This window comes from Pseudomonas sp. A0308, assembly GCF_044218815.1.
In the GTDB taxonomy this organism is placed as follows: Bacteria; Pseudomonadota; Gammaproteobacteria; order Pseudomonadales; family Pseudomonadaceae; genus Aquipseudomonas; species Aquipseudomonas iridis.
Genome location: NZ_CP162581.1, coordinates 4,304,741 through 4,321,505 on the forward strand (window position 1 = coordinate 4,304,741; position 16,765 = coordinate 4,321,505).

At 60.2% G+C, this 16,765-nt stretch carries 16 protein-coding genes; 10 read left to right on the forward strand and 6 right to left on the reverse strand.

Annotated features, from left to right (window positions below):
* The first annotated feature begins 167 nt into the window (after positions 1-167).
* The 3 genes from AB4P92_RS19900 to AB4P92_RS19910 all read left to right on the forward strand — a co-directional run bounded on the left by AB4P92_RS19900 (position 168) and on the right by AB4P92_RS19910 (position 2,176).
* A complete protein-coding gene (locus AB4P92_RS19900) occupies positions 168-911 on the forward strand; it encodes a DUF2076 domain-containing protein (protein ID WP_395599684.1) in 744 nt (247 codons plus the stop codon).
* Between the two features lie 138 nt (positions 912-1,049).
* On the forward strand, positions 1,050-1,529 hold the full coding sequence (locus AB4P92_RS19905; RefSeq protein ID WP_042561201.1) for an NYN domain-containing protein: 480 nt from the start codon (positions 1,050-1,052) through the stop codon (positions 1,527-1,529).
* 41 nt (positions 1,530-1,570) lie between these two features.
* A complete protein-coding gene (locus tag AB4P92_RS19910) occupies positions 1,571-2,176 on the forward strand; it encodes a PolC-type DNA polymerase III (protein ID WP_042561200.1) in 606 nt (201 codons plus the stop codon).
* A gap of 123 nt (positions 2,177-2,299) precedes the next feature.
* Here AB4P92_RS19910 and AB4P92_RS19915 read toward each other — a convergent pair whose 3' ends face one another.
* Positions 2,300-2,752, reverse strand: coding sequence for an Lrp/AsnC family transcriptional regulator (locus tag AB4P92_RS19915; RefSeq protein ID WP_042561199.1), 453 nt, complete (start codon positions 2,750-2,752; stop codon positions 2,300-2,302).
* Between the two features lie 164 nt (positions 2,753-2,916).
* Between AB4P92_RS19915 and yedA the strand changes: the two genes are divergently transcribed.
* Positions 2,917-3,852, forward strand: a complete 936-nt coding sequence (gene yedA / locus AB4P92_RS19920) for a drug/metabolite exporter YedA (RefSeq protein WP_042561198.1) — start codon at positions 2,917-2,919, stop codon at positions 3,850-3,852.
* Between the two features lie 65 nt (positions 3,853-3,917).
* The gene (locus AB4P92_RS19925; protein WP_261736597.1) at positions 3,918-5,255 is read left to right on the forward strand and encodes a DEAD/DEAH box helicase; all 1,338 of its coding nucleotides are present in this window, start codon (positions 3,918-3,920) and stop codon (positions 5,253-5,255) included.
* A gap of 69 nt (positions 5,256-5,324) precedes the next feature.
* Here AB4P92_RS19925 and AB4P92_RS19930 read toward each other — a convergent pair whose 3' ends face one another.
* Both AB4P92_RS19930 and AB4P92_RS19935 read right to left on the reverse strand, forming a co-directional pair.
* Positions 5,325-6,572: a TIGR03862 family flavoprotein gene (locus AB4P92_RS19930; protein WP_395598042.1), complete on the reverse strand. Its 1,248-nt coding sequence runs from the start codon at positions 6,570-6,572 to the stop codon at positions 5,325-5,327.
* Positions 6,573-6,867: 295 nt separating this feature from the next.
* Complete coding sequence (locus AB4P92_RS19935) at positions 6,868-7,788, reverse strand: histone deacetylase (RefSeq protein ID WP_047303524.1); 921 nt, start codon at positions 7,786-7,788, stop codon at positions 6,868-6,870.
* Positions 7,789-7,870: 82 nt separating this feature from the next.
* Here AB4P92_RS19935 and AB4P92_RS19940 point away from each other — a divergent pair, with 82 nt between their 5' ends.
* From AB4P92_RS19940 to AB4P92_RS19950, 3 genes are all read left to right on the forward strand, one after another.
* A complete protein-coding gene (locus tag AB4P92_RS19940) occupies positions 7,871-8,440 on the forward strand; it encodes a GNAT family N-acetyltransferase (RefSeq protein ID WP_115146529.1) in 570 nt (189 codons plus the stop codon).
* A gap of 109 nt (positions 8,441-8,549) precedes the next feature.
* Complete coding sequence (gene tesB / locus AB4P92_RS19945; protein WP_047303520.1) at positions 8,550-9,419, forward strand: acyl-CoA thioesterase II; 870 nt, start codon at positions 8,550-8,552, stop codon at positions 9,417-9,419.
* Positions 9,416-10,009, forward strand: a complete 594-nt coding sequence (locus tag AB4P92_RS19950) for an HAD family hydrolase (RefSeq protein ID WP_395598043.1) — start codon at positions 9,416-9,418, stop codon at positions 10,007-10,009. The genes tesB and AB4P92_RS19950 overlap by 4 nt, the downstream gene beginning before the upstream one ends.
* A gap of 91 nt (positions 10,010-10,100) precedes the next feature.
* Here the strand turns inward: AB4P92_RS19950 and AB4P92_RS19955 are convergent, their stop codons facing one another.
* Complete coding sequence (locus AB4P92_RS19955; RefSeq protein ID WP_042561191.1) at positions 10,101-11,051, reverse strand: alpha/beta hydrolase family protein; 951 nt, start codon at positions 11,049-11,051, stop codon at positions 10,101-10,103.
* Complete coding sequence (locus tag AB4P92_RS19960; protein ID WP_042561190.1) at positions 11,052-11,939, reverse strand: neutral zinc metallopeptidase; 888 nt, start codon at positions 11,937-11,939, stop codon at positions 11,052-11,054.
* A 294-nt stretch (positions 11,940-12,233) separates the two neighbouring features.
* On the opposite strand from AB4P92_RS19960, the gene AB4P92_RS19965 reads away from it, so the two are divergent.
* The gene (locus AB4P92_RS19965) at positions 12,234-13,112 is read left to right on the forward strand and encodes a DMT family transporter (protein WP_047303516.1); all 879 of its coding nucleotides are present in this window, start codon (positions 12,234-12,236) and stop codon (positions 13,110-13,112) included.
* A gap of 101 nt (positions 13,113-13,213) precedes the next feature.
* On the opposite strand, the gene AB4P92_RS19970 is transcribed toward AB4P92_RS19965, so the two are convergent.
* The gene (locus AB4P92_RS19970; RefSeq protein ID WP_042561188.1) at positions 13,214-14,551 is read right to left on the reverse strand and encodes an MFS transporter; all 1,338 of its coding nucleotides are present in this window, start codon (positions 14,549-14,551) and stop codon (positions 13,214-13,216) included.
* Positions 14,552-14,820: 269 nt separating this feature from the next.
* Between AB4P92_RS19970 and quiC the strand changes: the two genes are divergently transcribed.
* The gene (quiC, locus tag AB4P92_RS19975; RefSeq protein WP_047303351.1) at positions 14,821-16,722 is read left to right on the forward strand and encodes a 3-dehydroshikimate dehydratase QuiC; all 1,902 of its coding nucleotides are present in this window, start codon (positions 14,821-14,823) and stop codon (positions 16,720-16,722) included.
* The last annotated feature ends 43 nt before the right edge of the window (positions 16,723-16,765 follow it).

The following is a 16,765-nucleotide window of genomic DNA, read 5'->3' on the forward strand; positions in this document are numbered from 1 at the left end:
GCAGGTCGAAAACAGTGGCTCACTTTAACCGATGATGTGCGGCGCGGCACAAACGTAAACATTCGGTAAAGGTCGTTGAAACATCCTGTCACCGTCGCCATTACAGGTGAGCACCCCGTCCAGTGTGGACGAGGGCAATGTTTTCCCCGGCAATCTACGAGGTCGCCATGAACAGCGAAGAGCAAACCCTGATCGATGGATTGTTTTCCCGGCTGCAACAGGCCGAAACGGAAGCAGCCCCGCGCGATGCCCAGGCCGAGGCGCGGATCAAGGAACACCTGACACGCCAACCGGCGGTAGGTTATTTCATGACCCAGGCGATTCTGGTGCAAGAGGCAGCGCTCAAGAGCCTCGACGAACAGAACAAGCAACTGACCCGGCAAGTCCAGCAGTTGCAGGCCGAACTGCAATCGGCCAAGGCCCAAGGTGCGGCGCCCACGCCGAGTGGTGGCGGTGGTTTTCTGTCGAGCATCTTTGGCGGCGGCACTTCGCGTCCGGCACCGGCCCAGAGCACCCCGGCATCCACTGGCGGCTGGCGTGAGCCGGCACCGCAGCAGAACTTCAATGCGCCCGCGCCGCAACAGAGCTTTGGCGCACAGTCGCCTAACTACGCGCAACAAGCGGCTCCGGCGGCAGGCAACAGCTTTCTCGGTGGCGCATTGAAAACCGCCGCTGGCGTGGCCGGTGGTGTGATGCTGGCGCAAGGCATCAGCAGCCTGTTTCATCACAATCAACAGCCGGAAGAAATTGTTGAAGTGATCAAGGAAGAGCCGGCGCAGGTTGCAGACCAGAGCAACAGCGGTTGGGGCGATGACCAGCGCGTGGCCGGAAACGACCAGGGTGGGGTTGCCGATACCGACTACAGCGATGACAACTCATCGTTCTTCGATGACGACGATTCCTTAGTCTGACTCACCATTCGTCCGGAGCCCCTGAGGGCTCCGGACCGATTATTCGCGTCACCTTCCTTCGGGCTGGCATACTGAGCGCCATTTTCGGGCCTGGCGCCTGATCCCGCTTCGTGCGCTTGCGCGCTCACAGGAACTCCGGTGAAAAAAATCGCAGTGTTCGCCGACGTGCAGAACCTCTACTACACCGTGCGTCAGGCCTATGGTTGCCACTTCAACTACGCGGCGCTGTGGGCAGACATCAGCAAGGACGGGCAGATCGTCGAGGCCTACGCCTACGCGATCGACCGTGGCGACAGCAAGCAACAGCAGTTCCAGCAGATCCTGCGCAACCTCGGCTTCATCGTGAAGCTCAAGCCTTACATCCAGCGCAGCGACGGCTCGGCCAAGGGCGACTGGGACGTGGGCATCACCCTCGACATCATGGACGCCGCCGACCACGTCGACGAAGTTGTCCTGGCGTCCGGTGATGGCGATTTCGACATGCTGCTGGAACGCATCATCAGCAAACACGGGGTGCAAGCGGTCGCCTACGGTGTGCCCGGCCTCACCGCCAACTCGCTGATCCGCGCCGCCAGCCGTTATGTGCCGATCGAAGGCGCACTGCTACTGAAGAATTGAGCGGTTACTGAAGAATTGATTTGTACGGAGTTGAACCCGGTTTGGAACGCATTGCAGTCATCGACTTTGAAACCACTGGCCTCTCGCCAAACAGCAGCTGTCGCGCCACGGAAATCGCCGTGGTCATGCTGGAAAACGGCCGCATCGTCGAGCGTTACCAGAGCCTGATGAACACGGGTGTACGCGTCCCCGCGTTCATCGAACAACTGACCGGCATCAGCAACGCCATGCTACGCACCGCGCCGCCGGCGGAAAAAGTGATGAACGAGGTCAACGAGTTTGTCGGCTGCACGCCACTGGTCGCGCACAACGCTTCGTTCGACCAGAAGTTCTGGGACTTCGAACTGGGGCGGATCAAGCGCACACGCCTGCAAAACTTCGCCTGTTCGCTACTGTTGGCTCGCCGCTTGATGCCGGCGGCGCCGAACCACAAACTCGGCACCCTCACCACGTTCGCCCGCCTGCCCCACACGGGTCAGGCTCACCGGGCGATGGCGGATGCAGAGATGGCGGCGAACTTGATGGCGCACCTTGCGGATGAGTTGCGCAGCAAGCACGGCGTGCGCGAGTTATCCCATGACCTGCTGTGCAAACTGCAGAAAGTCCCGGCCGCCAAAGTCAGCGAACATCTGCAGCGCTATCGCTGATCCCAAAATCACCGAAGCTTCCCTGTAGGAGCTGTCGAGTGAAACGAGGCTGCGATCTTTTGATCTTGTTTTTAAGAGCAAGATCAAAAGATCGCAGCCTGCGGCAGCTCCTACAGGAGAGCTCTACTTGCCGTTGCCTTCGATATGCCCGAGCGGCACGCGCTTTTCGATGGCGCTCGACAGCACAATCGATGTCTTGCTGAACCCGAATTTCGCCACGCGATTAATCAACTCCTCCAGCTCTGGCATCGAGCCCACCGCGGCCTTCATGATCACGCACGGATCGCCCGTCACTCGAAAGCACTCGGTCAGTTGGGGGATTTTCACCAGTTCGTCGTAGACCTTCTGACTGCCGTTCTGGTGCAGACGCAGTTCGATCACGCACTGAATCGGCAGGCCGATTTTCGCCAGATCGATTTTTGCCTCATAGCCGGTGATCACTCCCGCTGCTTCAAGCTTGGCCACACGCTCCGCGACGGCGGGGGCGGAGAGGTTTACTTTGCGCGCTAGGTCGGCGTAGGACGCTCGACCGTTTTCGAGTAGGGCGCTGAGCAGCATGCGGTCGTATTTGTCCAAGGGGTGAACTCCTGAAATCGGCAGACTTTCGAAATCGTGGTTTATGCCGTTGATCTCCGTGCTTTCCAAAGTGTACCGGCGCGATAAACAGGTTTTGTAACTTATTTTTGCCGGCTGGCCTTTCTAGAATATCCAGTCTCCTGACGCTGACTGTCGAGTTGCTCATGTCTGCCCTGCGCCGTTTTTCCTTGCCGCTGATCGCTGCTTTTTTTGCGTTGTATGTGATTTGGGGATCGACCTATCTGGTGATCCGCATCGGCGTCGAATACTGGCCGCCGCTGATGCTTGGCGGCGTGCGCTTTGTGATTGCCGGTGCGTTGATGTACGGCTTCCTGCGCTGGCGCGGGGCACCGGCGCCGACGTGGGCGCAGTGGAAAGCGGCGGGGATCATCGGGATTTTGTTGCTCAGCTTCGGTAACGGTGCGGTGAGTGTGGCCGAGCACTCGGGGGTGGCTTCGGGAGTTGCTGCGTTGGCGGTGGCGACGGTGCCGCTGTTCACGTTGCTCTGCGGTTATTTCTGGGGCGCGCGTAATACCCGTCTCGAGTGGGCCGGGGTAGGCTTGGGCATTGTCGGCATCGCCATGCTCAACATGGGCTCCAACCTGCAATCGAGTCCGCTGGGTGCCGCGTTGCTGATTTTTGCGGCGGCGGCGTGGGCTTTCGGTTCGGTGTGGAGCCGGCATCTGCCGCTGCCGCAGGGTGCGATGGCCAGTGCCGTGGAAATGCTGGTCGGCGGTGTGGTGCTGCTGATCGGTAGCACGCTGAGCGGCGAACATCTGCAAGCGCTGCCGCCGATTGAGGGCTGGCTGGCGCTGGCGTATCTGATTTTCTTCGGCTCGATCATCGCCTTCAATTCCTACATGTACCTGCTCAAGCACGTGCGCCCGGCCGCGGCGACCAGTTATGCCTACGTCAACCCGGCGGTGGCGGTGTTGCTGGGGATCGTGTTTGTTGGCGAGACGATTGGTATCGAAGAGGCGCTGGCGATGTTGGTGATCATCAGCGCTGTGGTGTTGATTGGCTTGCCGCAGTGGCGCCGACCAGTACTGCCGCCAGTCGCAGCGCCGACAGCCGTTCCCGCGGAACAGCGTACGAATTAGGGTAAACTGCGCGGCATTGCACACTCGTGTCGCACAATTGCGCTGAATTTTCCTACGGTACTCCCATGACTTTCGCCTCCCTTGGCCTGATCGAACCTTTGCTGCGCTCTCTCGAGAAGCTCGGCTACCAGACCCCGACGCCTGTGCAGGCGCAAGCCATACCGGCCGTTCTGGCCGGTCGCGACCTGATGGCTGCGGCCCAGACCGGCACTGGCAAAACAGCCGGTTTTGCCTTGCCGCTGTTGCAGTTGCTGGCCATGGAAGGCCCAAAAGTCACCGCGAACTCCGCGCGTGCGCTGATTCTGGTGCCGACCCGCGAGCTGGCCGAGCAGGTTCATGAGTCTGTGCGCCAGTACGCCGAAAACCTGCCGCTGCGCACTTATGCGGTTTACGGCGGCGTCAGCATCAACCCGCAAATGATGAAGCTGCGCGGCGGCGTCGATGTGCTGGTCGCCACGCCTGGTCGCCTGATCGACCTGTTCCGCCAGAACGCGCTGAAACTCGATCAGTTGCAAACCCTGGTGCTGGATGAAGCCGATCGTATGCTTGACCTGGGCTTCTCCGAAGAACTGGCGAACATCTACCGCATGCTGCCGAAAAAGCGCCAGACCCTGCTGTTCTCCGCGACCTTCTCCGACGATATTCGCCTGCTGGCCGGGCAGATGCTCAACGACCCACTGAGCGTCGAAGTCAGCCCGCGCAACGTCGCCGCCAACACCGTCAAGCAGTGGGTGGTGACGGTGGACAAGAAGCGCAAGGCCGAACTGTTCGTGCATCTGATGCGCAAGAACAAGTGGAAGCAAGTGCTGGTGTTCGCCAAGACCCGCAACGGCGTGGATGCGCTGGTGGAAAAACTCCAGGGCCTGGGCGTCAACGCGGACGGCATCCATGGTGATAAACCGCAGGCGACCCGTCAGCGTGCGCTGGATCGTTTCAAACTCAGCGAAGTGCAGATTCTGGTGGCCACCGATGTCGCGGCCCGTGGTCTGGACATCGAAGACCTGCCGCTGGTGGTCAACTTTGATCTGCCGATCGTGGCCGAGGATTACATTCACCGTATCGGCCGTACTGGCCGTGCCGGTGCGACGGGCGAAGCGATTTCGCTGGTATGTGCCGATGAAGTGAACATGCTGTCGGCGATCGAGATGCTCACGCGTCAGACGTTGAAGCGTCAGAACGAACCGGACTTCGAGCCTGAACACCGCGTGCCGGATACCGATGCCAGCGGCCAGGTGATCAAGAAGCCGAAGAAACCGAAAAAGCCGAAAACTTCCGGCGGTGGCGGCAAGCGCAACCTGGGTAAATGGGTCGACAGCGGCGAGACGCAGGCGCCAGAGCCTTCGATCAAACCTGTGCGCAAGGTGCCTGTGTTCAACACTGGGCCGCGCAAGCGCAAGCCGTAAAAGCAGCTTCGAGTGGATAGCTGCAAGCTGCAAGTTAAAAGCGCTGTGCTTTAGCTTGCAGCTTGTGGCTTAAAAACTGGCGCTGCTTTTAAGCCACTGCACAATCCCCAACCCCGCGGCCCGCCCACTGGCAAAACACCCCGTCAGCAAATAGCCGCCCGTTGGCGCTTCCCAGTCAAGCATCTCGCCCGCGCAGAACACCCCCGGCAACGCCTTGAGCATCAATTGCTCGTCCATCGCCTCGAACGTCACGCCCCCGGCACTGCTGATCGCTTCGTCCAGCGGGCGGGTTTTGATCAATGTCACCGGCAATGCCTTGATCGCCCGGGCCAACAACGCCGGATCAGCAAAGGTTGCAGCGTCAGTCAATTCACGCAGCAACGCCGCTTTCACCCCATCAATCCCGACCTGACTGTGCAGATGCTTGGCCATCGACCGCGAACCGCGTGGCTTGCTCAACGCTGCCTGCAATTTATCCACAGGTCGGCCGGGCAACAGATCGATGTGAATGGTCGCTGAGCCGTGCGCGTTGATCGCCTCACGAATCGGCGCCGACAGCGCATAAATCAGACTGCCTTCAATGCCGGTCGCGGTGATCACGCATTCGCCCAAGCGCGGAATGTCGTCGTTCAAGCCAATGGCGATATTTTTCAGCGGCGCGCCGGCGAATTTGCTGACAAGCAATTCGCTCCAGGCCTGCACTTCGAAGCCGCAGTTACTTGGCTGCAATGGCGCCAGTCCTACACCACGCTGCTCAAGCGGCAACATCCACGCGCCGTCGGAACCGAGTCGCGACCAACTGCCGCCGCCGAGGGCGAGCAGCGTGGCGTCGGGTTTGAGGGTTTTCTCGCCTTCCGGGCTGTCGATGCGCAGCGCGCCGTGTTCATCCCAACCGAGCCAGCGATGGCGGGTGTGGATAACCACGCCGCTGTCGCGCAGACGCTTGAGCCAGGCGCGCAGCAGCGGCGCGGCTTTCATGTCGGTGGGGAACACACGGCCGGAGCTGCCGATGAAGGTTTCGATGCCCAGATCGTGAATCCAGCGGCACAACGCGTCGGCATCGAAGCTGCGAAGCAACGGGGCGATTTGCGGTGCGCGTTCGGCGTAGCGCGAAAGGAACGCCGGGTAGGCTTCGGAATGGGTGATGTTCATGCCGCCGACGCCTGCCAGCAGAAACTTGCGGCCCACCGAGGGCATGCCGTCGTACAGATCGACGCGTACTCCCGCCTGGCTCAGCACTTCGGCGGCCATCAGGCCGGCAGGGCCACCGCCGATGATGGCGACGTGAGCGGGGGAGGAGGCGGTGTTCTGAGTCATGGCGTGCGCTGCGGTATGGCGAGATAAGGCGCGCATTCTAACAGCGCAGGCCAATGGGGGAGATCCCTGTGGGAGCGAGCCTGCTCGCGAAAGCGGTGGGTCAGTCACTTTTGATGTTGGAAGGACCGACTTCTTCGCGAGCAGGCTCGCTCCCACAGTGGATTTGTGGAGCAATTCAAATGTTGGTTAAAAAACAACCACCGCGCTGTACGCCATGTTCGCTGTGGCCTGTAGTCCCTTTCACTCAGGTTATCCACAGGCAGTTCCACAGCGATTGTGGGTAACGCAGCACAGCTCAATGACAACCGTGTGACGTCCAGACGCGCTGCGCGCTGTGATGAAGAATGCCGTGGCGGCGGGCGAGGGCGTGGCGATCCTTGCTGTAACCACCGCCGATCACGCCGACCACCGGGATGTCGCGGCCCAGACAATGGCGCATCACGCTTTCATCGCGGGCGGCGACACCTTCGTCGGTCAGTTGCAGATAACCGAGGGCGTCGTCCTTGTGCACATCAACGCCGGCGTCATACAGCACCAGATCCGGTTGATACAGCGGCAGCAGATAGTTGAGCGTGTCGTCGACCACTTTCAAATAGTCGGCATCGCCCATGCCTTTGGGCAGCGGTATGTCCCAGTCACTTTCGGCTTTGCGTGCAGGAAAATTCTTCTCGCAGTGCAGGGACACGGTAATCGCCTCCGGGGTGTCATGCAGGATGCGCGCGGTGCCGTCGCCCTGATGCACGTCGCAATCGAAGATCAGCACGCGATTGACCCGGCCGCTTTGCAGCAGGTATTGGCTGATGATCGCCAGGTCATTGAAGATGCAGAACCCGGCCGGGTAGTCGTAATGCGCGTGGTGGGTGCCGCCCGCCAGATGACAGGCCAGGCCATGCTCCAGGGCTTTTTCCGCAGCGAGGATTGAACCGCCGACCGCCCGCACCGTGCGCCGCGCCAGTGCTTCGTTCCACGGCAGGCCGAGGCGCCGCTGGTCTTCGCGGGACAACTCGCCGCTCATGTAGCGTTCGATATAGCTACGGTCATGCGCCAGCGCGAGGATGTCGTTGGGGCAGATCTGCGGACGCAACAGATCGGCGTCACGGGTCAGGCCGCTGTCGACCAGGTGATCACGCAACAGACGAAACTTGTCCATGGGAAAGCGGTGATCCGCTGGGAACTCGGGGCTGTAGTCTTCGTGGTAGATCAGCGGCAATGGCATGGCTTTTTCGCGTGGGAACGTTGGAAAGAGTGAAGGATCCTACCAGCGATGTAGACTTGCGGCATGGAAACGGAGGGGCACGATGGAGCCGATACTGCAACTGGAAAGCGCACGCCTGCTGATGCGTCAGTGGCAGGACGAGGATTTGCCGGCATTTGCGGCGATGTGTGCCGATCCTCAGGTCATGCGCTACTTTCCGGCACCCTTGAGCCGACTGGAAAGTGCGGCGCTGATTGGTCGTGTACGCGGACATTTTGCCGAGCATGGCTTTGGTTTGTGGGCGCTGGAGCGCAAGGACAGCGGCGAGTTCATCGGATTCACCGGGTTGGGTGTCGTCGGTTTCGACGCCTCATTCACGCCGGCAGTGGAAATCGGCTGGCGTCTGGCCAAGGAACATTGGGGCCTGGGTTACGCCAGTGAAGCGGCGTGGACCGCTCTGCGCTGCGGCTTTGATCGATTGGCCTTGAAAGAGGTCGTGTCTTTCACCGCACAAAGCAATCTGCCTTCGGAGAAAGTCATGCAGGCGATCGGCATGCATCACGCGCCGGCCGATGACTTTGATCATCCGAAACTCGCCGTCGATCACCCGTTAAGAAGGCATGTGCTGTATCGCATCACCCGGGAACAATGGCTGCAAACCTTGCATGGATAAGCCGACACGGACGTTTACAATGGCCGCCAAATCATTGGCCTGCGCCAGAATCTGAATCGACCGCCGTAGCCAAGACTGCGCGGTATAGCTTTGTGTGAGGAGAGCCTGAATGAGCCAAGTGTTGGAAGATCTGGTCGATTTGCTGACCCTGGAACCGATCGAAGAAAACCTCTTCCGCGGCCGTAGCCAGGACTTGGGTTTCCGTCAGTTGTTCGGTGGTCAGGTGCTCGGCCAGTCGCTGTCGGCGGCCAGTCAGACCGTTGAAGAAACCCGCCATGTGCATTCGATGCACGGTTATTTTCTGCGTCCGGGCGATGCCAAGTTGCCGGTGGTCTATTCGGTTGATCGCGTGCGCGATGGCGGCAGCTTCAGCACTCGCCGCGTAACGGCAATCCAGAAGGGCCATCCGATCTTCACGTGCAGCGCTTCGTTTCAGTATGACGAAGAAGGCTTCGAGCACCAGACCCCGATGCCGGTTGTGGTCGGCCCGGAAAACCTGCCGTCGGAGCTGGAGCTGACCCAGCAACGTGCGCACCTGATCCCCGAGCACATGCGCGAAAAACTGCTGTGTCCGAAGCCGATCGAAGTGCGCCCGGTCACTGAAAAAGATCCGTACAACCCGCAGCCAGCGGACCCGGTGAAATATGTGTGGTTTCGCGCCGACGGTGCGTTGGCCGACATTCCGGCGCTGCACAAATATCTGCTGGCCTATGCCTCGGACTTCGGTCTGCTGACCACCTCGATGCTGCCTCACGGCAAATCGGTCTGGCAGAAAGACATGCAGGTTGCCAGCCTTGATCACGCGCTGTGGTTCCACAATGACCTGCGTGCCGATGACTGGTTGCTCTACGCGATGGACAGTCCGTGGGCCGGCAACTCGCGTGGTTTCTCCCGTGGCAGCGTGTTCAATCGCGCTGGGCAACTGGTGGCTTCGGTCACCCAGGAAGGCCTGATTCGGCATCGCAAGGATTGGGCATGAGCCTGGCTGACGTCCGCCATTGGGTGTTCGACATGGACGGCACCCTGACCGTCGCGGTGCATGACTTCGCGGCGATTCGCGTGGCATTGGCGATTCCGCCCGAAGACGACATCCTCACCCATCTCGCCGCGTTGCCGGCCGATGAATCGGCGGCCAAGCATGCATGGTTGCTCGAACACGAGCGCGATCTGGCCTTGGGTTCGACCCCGGCGACGGGGGCAGTGGAGCTGGTGCGTGATCTGCACTCGCGCGGTTATCGCCTCGGCATTCTGACCCGCAACGCGCGCGAACTGGCGCATGTGACCCTGGAGGCAATCGGTCTGGCTGACTGCTTTGCCGTCGACGATGTGCTGGGCCGCGATGAAGCACCACCGAAGCCGCACCCGGGTGGTTTGCTGAAACTGGCCGAGGCCTGGAACGTGTCGGCCAGTGAGATGGTGATGGTCGGCGATTACCGCTTTGATCTGGATTGCGGCCGTGCGGCGGGCGCGCGCACGGTGCTGGTGAATCTGCCGGATAACCCGTGGCCGGAGCTGACGGATTGGCATGCGCAGGATTGTGTCGAGTTGCGGCAGATGTTGTTGGCTTAGGATCAAAAGATCGCAGCCTTCGGCAGCTCCTACAGGGGGATCGCACTCCATCTGTAGGAGCTGCCGAAGGCTGCGATCTTTGCTTTTGCTTTTACTCGAACAACGCTTTCTGCCCCTCCGGCGACGTCAGCATCTCGTCGCCGTTATGCCCAACCCCCGGCACCTCAACCAAGCGCTGATTCACGCCTTCCGGATGGCGGCGCAGCAAGTAACCGAAAAACATCTTGCCTCGCTCCAGGCGATACGCCCCCTGCGCTTTTGCCGAGCAACTCTTGTCCAGCGCCGGATGCTGCGGGTCGATGTCCTGCTGCCCGAGCAGATAAATCACCTCGCGTTTGATGTAACTGCTTTCAAGCTGCAGCGCCGTTTGCCCACCGGCATACACCGGCATGTCTGACAGACCGTACTTCCAGCGATTGAAGCCCGGACATTGCGCGTGATCGAATGCCACGGGCCGCTGTTCATTGAAATAGGCGTACGAGGAAGGGTTCGCTACCACGTAACGCAGGCGAATGCCGTTGGCCTTGAGCGCAGGCTGATCCTTGGCGAGCAGGGCATAACGCTGCACCACCTGGCCTCCGCCGGAGTGGCCAAAAATCACGATCTGTTTGACGTCCGGAAACTGTTTGCGATCGGTGATACGGGCGACGATTTCATCCAGCGCCGCATAGGAACTCAATGGATTCGGACCTGTGGAAAAACCGCCGCCCATCCACTCGTTGCCTTTCCAGCGCAACACCGTCGCGGGCAATGAGTACAACGGCACGTCACTTTCATTGAGAAACTGCGGGGCGATCACCAGCGTGTGCGCGGTTTGCCCCGCCAGTTCTGCCGCGCTTTCGGCGCTCTTGCGATAGGTCTCGGCGTTGCGCAGGCGACCATGAATGACGATCAGCACGCGCTCGATTTTCTCCGGCGCAGGGCCGATACCCACCGCCATTTCCCCGGCCTTCAGTTGCAATCGCCCGGGGCTGATTGCGTCGACGCCAGCCGCCTGCGCGGTGCTGCCAACGATCAGCAAAGCCAAAAGCCATTTGTGCATTTACAGGTTTTTCGCCGCAAAGGTGTCGCACTGGCTTACCTGGCCCTGCGCGAATCCGGTTTTGAACCAGCGCACCCTTTGCGCCGACGTGCCGTGAGTAAACGAGTCTGGCACCACACGACCCTGACCCTGTTGTTGCAAGCGATCATCACCGATGGCGTTGGCCGCGTTCATGGCCTCTTCAATGTCGCCCGGCTCCAGCCAGTTCAGGCGCTTCTGCGCGCTGTAGGCCCAGACACCGGCCAGACAATCGGCCTGCAGTTCCTGACGCACCAGCAAGCCACCGTCGCCCTCCATCTGCCGACCTTGCTGGCGGGCTGTCTGAATTTTCGCCGAGACACCGAGAAGCGTCTGCACGTGATGTCCGACTTCGTGAGCGATCACGTAGGCTTGTGCGAAGTCTCCGGACGCCTTGAAGCGTTGCGACATTTCCTGGAAGAACGCCATGTCCAGATAGACCTTCTGGTCTGCCGGGCAGTAGAACGGACCGGTAGCCGATGTGGCCATACCGCACGCGGAGTTGACCCGATTGCTGAACAGCACCAGGGTAGGATCTTTATATTGACGGCCGGCCTGCTGGAAAATCGTGCCCCAGGTGTCTTCGGTATCGCCGAGGATCGAGCGGACGAACTCTGCCTGTTCATCGTTCGCCGGCGGTGCCTGGCGGGTCTGCGAAGTGGCTGCCGGTTGCTCGGACATTTGCCCGGTGAGCTGGCCGAGGATCTGCATCGGGTCTTGCCCGGTGATCCAGCCGATGCCGACGATCAGCAGAATCGCCCCAAGGCTCAGGCCCTTGCCGCCGCCAAAGCGCATGCCACCGCCACCGCCGGCGTCATCACCACGGGCATCGACGACGTTGTCACTGCGTCGGCCTTTTTTCCATAGCATGTGGGAATCCTCTATTGAACGTGATGATGAGTGTTGCTGGTGCGTGAGTATGGCGCCAGTCCGGTCGTCAGACACCCGGGTTGGCCCGGCGGTTCTATTGGCGCGTGAATCCGGGTTCACGTGCAGGATCAGGACTATAACTTCGCGTCATCAAAAGTTCTGCTGTCTTGCTCGTTATCATTGAAGCCGGTGTTGAACCATTTGGTGCGCTGTTCGCCCACTATTATGAATATTCTCTGTGAGAGTCTGACGCCTGGCTCTAGATTGTTTGGCAGTGTTTACAAAGGAGTGCCCATGACCGTCAGTACACCGTTGTCCGGCGTCAACCAACCCTTCAAAGGGATCATGCTGATTGTCGTGGCGACCTTCCTGTTCTCCAGTCATGACGCATTGTCGAAATACCTCTCCGGGTTTTATCCGATCGTGATGGTGGTGTGGGCGCGCTACGTGGTGCACACCCTGCTGATGGCGGGCATTTTTCTGCCGCAATCCGGGTTGCGCGTCCTGCGCACCAAGAAGCCTTTGTGGCAGTTGATCCGCGCACTTTGCCTGCTCGGCACCAGCCTGTTCTTCACCACGGCGCTGATGTACATCCCGCTGGCGGAAGCCACGGCGGTGAACTTCCTGGCGCCGGTGCTGGTGACCGCGTTGTCGGTGCCACTGCTTAAGGAGCGAGTGACCCGTGGTCAATGGATCGCGGTGATTTGCGGTTTTATCGGCGTGCTGATCATTGTTCATCCCGGTGGCGAACTGTTCACGCCGGCTGTTTTGCTGCCGCTGTGCTCGGCGCTGTTTTTCTGCTTCTACCAATTGCTCACTCGCAAGCTGGCCGAAGTCGACAGCCCGACCACCAGCAATTTTTTCGCCGGGTTGTGCAACACGTTGGTGATGAGTGCGCTGGTGCCGTTCTTCTGGCAGGTGCCAACGTTGACCCATGCCGGGCTGATGCTGGCGCTGGGCAGTTGCGGGATGACCGCGCACTTGTTCCTGACCCAGGCGTTCCGCCATGCCGCGCCGGCGTTGCTGGCGCCGTTCGGGTATTGCCAGATTGTGTTTGCGGGGCTGTTGGGCTGGCTGCTGTTCAATCACACGCCGAGCGGGTTGACGGTGATCGGTATTGCGGTGATCTGTTGCAGCGGTCTGGCGGCGGCGTGGCAGCAGAGCCGCAAGTAGCGACACAAACCCCTGTAAGCGCTGCGGCACGCTGCGATCTTTTGATCTTTAACAACAAGATCAACAGATCGCAGCGTGCCGCAGCTCCTACAGGGGGCGGATCACTCGGTGATGGCTGGAATCTTGCGCGGCGCCATGAAGTACATCCACGTCAGCGCGAGGAAGTACATCGCCGGAATCAGGGTGAACAGCACGGTGTAGTTGTTGTTGGTGACGGTGAGGATGTGGCCGACGATCTGGGTCATGAACATCCCGCCGATCGCTGCGCACATGCCGCCGAAACCGAACACCGTACTCATCATGTGCTTGGGCGTGTAGTCCATCACCAGGCTCCAGATGTTCGCGGTCCAGGCCTGGTGCGCGCCGATGGCCAGCGAGATCGCCGCCACCGCGACCCACAAGTTGGCGGACCCGGCGGCCATGACCACCCCGATGATGCAGCAGGCGAACAGCAACATCGACAGCAACCGCGCCTTGATCGCGTTCATGCCGCGACCGATCAGGAACGAGGACAGAATGCCGCCACCGACACTGCCGAAGTCGGCGGTGACGTAAATGATGATCAACGGGATACCCATCTGGGTCACGTTGATGCCCAGGTTGTATTGCTGATTGAGAAACGGCGGCAACCAGTACAGGTAGAACCAGAACACCGGCGCGGTCAGCGAGTAGGCGAGGGCGAAGGCCCAGGTGCCGCGCATGCGCAGGATTTTCGAGAACGGCACGCGAGCCTGTTCAGGTTCGACTTCCTGCTGGATGTAGTCGAGTTCGGACTGTTTCACGCTCGGGTGATCTTCCGGGTTGAAGTACTTCAAACCCCAGAACAACAGCCAGATCCCGCCCAGTGCCGCCATGCACAGAAACGCCGCCTGCCAGCCCCATACGTGAAGGACCAGTGGCAACAGCATCGGCGTGAACATGGCGCCGACATTGGTGCCGGCGTTGAAGATGCCGGTGGCGACGGCACGTTCACCAGCGGGAAACCACAGGCGCGTGGTTTTCACGCAGGCCGGGTAGTTCGCCGCTTCCGTCAGGCCAAGGATAAACCGGCAGACCATGAAGCCGACCGCCGAAGTGGCCAGGCCGTGAGCGCCGGTGGCCAGGCTCCAGAGCAGCACGGCGCAGAAGAACACGCGCTTGACGCCGACCCGGTCTATCAACCGCCCTTGCAGGACAAAACCGATGGCGTAGCCGACCTGAAACCAGAAGTTGATGTTGGCGTAATCCATCGCCGTCCAGCTCATTTCCTTGGCGAGGATCGGCTGCATGACGCCGAGGGCGGCGCGGTCGATGTAGTTCAGGGTGGTGGCGAAAAACACCAGCGCCAGCATGCCCCAACGGGTTTTGCCGACCGCCATGGCGCCGCGGATCTTGTCGCCGATGCCACCGGTGGCAGTGCTCATGGCCGGGGCCATGCGGGAAGTCTGTGAAGGAATCATGTGTTCCACCCGTTTTTGGATTTTTTATTTGGTGTTCTTTTGTTGTCGAACACTGCGACCGGTGGTTCATGTCCGGACTCAATGTGCAGTCGATGTTGGGCAGTGGACGAAAAATCGTCAATTCGTCAAACCGCCATTGTGTTCGATAATCGCCCGCAAAACTAACCGGGTAGTACACTTTAAATTGCTGCGCGAGGGGATGCAGCCAATAATTTCACCACGATAAAAATGATCACCCGTCACAAACGGCGCAGTCCGGGAGTTGAAGCATGCAGCGTTCCATTGCCACGGTTTCCTTGAGCGGCACCCTGCCGGAAAAACTCGAAGCCATCGCCGCCGCCGGGTTCGACGGGGTGGAAATCTTCGAAAACGACCTCCTGTACTACGACGGCAGTCCGCGGGAAATTAAACAGATGTGCGCCGATCTCGGCATCGCCATCACCCTGTTCCAGCCGTTCCGTGATTTCGAAGGCTGCCGCCGCGATCGGCTGGCGCGCAATCTGGAGCGGGCGGAGCGCAAGTTCGATCTGATGCAGGAATTGGGTACCGATCTGGTGCTGGTGTGCAGTAACGCCTCGGCCGACAGCGTTGGCGATCAGCAAATTCTGATAGATGACCTGCGGCTTCTGGCAGAGCGCGCCGGGGCACGCGGTTTACGCATCGGTTATGAAGCGCTGGCGTGGGGTCGACACGTAAACACTTATCAACAGGTCTGGGACATCGTGCGTCAGGCCGACCACCCAAGCCTTGGCGTGTTGCTCGACAGCTTCCATACCTTGTCGCTGAAAGGCGATCCGTCTGCCATCGCCGACATTCCCGGCGACAAGATCTTTTTCGTGCAAATGGCTGATGCGCCGATCCTGGCAATGGATGTGCTGGAGTGGAGCCGACATTTCCGCTGTTTTCCGGGGCAGGGTGAATTCGATCTGCCGGGCTTCCTCGCGCCGATCATCCAGAGCGGTTACACCGGGCCGCTGTCGCTGGAAATCTTCAACGATGGTTTCCGTGCCGCGCCGCCACGGGCTAACGCGGCGGACGGGTTGCGTTCATTGCTGTACCTGGAGGAGAAGACTCGGCTGCGCCTGGAGCAGGACGCGACCCCCGTTGCAAATCGCGAAATTCTCTTCGAAACGCCCAAGGCCAGCGAGTACAACGGCGTCGAGTTTCTTGAGTTCGCCGTCGATGAAAGCCTCGGCGCCAAGCTATCGAACTGGCTGGAACGACTCGGTTTCGTCAAGGCTGGGCAGCACCGCTCCAAGAGTGTGAGCCTGCTGCGCCAAGGTGATATCAACCTGATCCTCAATTCTGAACCGTACTCGTTTGCTCACAGTTTCTTCGAGGCCCACGGCCCATCGCTGTGCGCCACCGCCGTGCGAGTCAAGGACAGCGCCAGCGCGCTGGCCCGTGCAGTTGCTTATAAAGGTCAGCCCTATCGCGGGTTGGTCGGGCCGAACGAGCTGGAATTGGCGGCGGTACGCGCGCCGGACGGCAGCCTGATTTATCTGGTGGATGAACAGGCGGATGTCTACGGCACCGACTTCAATCTGCTGCCCGACGCACCGGGACGTGGCGGCCTCAAGCGCATCGATCACATGGCCATGGCATTGCCGGCGGACAGCCTCGACAGTTGGGTGCTGTTTTATAAAAGCCTGCTGGATTTCGAGGCCGACGACGAAGTGGTCCTGCCCGACCCGTATGGTCTGGTGAAGAGCCGTGCGCTGCGCAGTCGCGATAGCTCGATCCGTTTGCCGTTGAATATTTCCGAGAACCGCAACACGGCGATCTCCCACGCACTGTCGAGCTATCGCGGCTCCGGTGTGCATCACATCGCCTTCGATTGTGATGACATCTTCGCCGAAGTCAGTCGAGCCAAAGAGGCGGGGGTGCCGTTGCTGGATATTCCGCTCAACTATTACGACGATCTCGCCGCGCGTTTTGATTTCGACGACGAATTCCTCAGTGAGCTGGCGTATTACAACGTGCTGTATGACCGCGACGCGCAGGGTGGCGAGCTGTTTCACGTCTACACCGAGCCGTTTGAAGGGCGCTTCTTCTTCGAGATCATCCAGCGCAAAAATGGCTATGCCGGGTATGGCGCGGCGAACGTTGCGGTGCGTTTGGCCGCGATGGCCAAATCACGCAGTGGCGCGGTGCGCCAGGCGAAGTTGTAGGAAATTCGTAAACGCGGGATTAAACACGGGTCGCGCGGCTTCC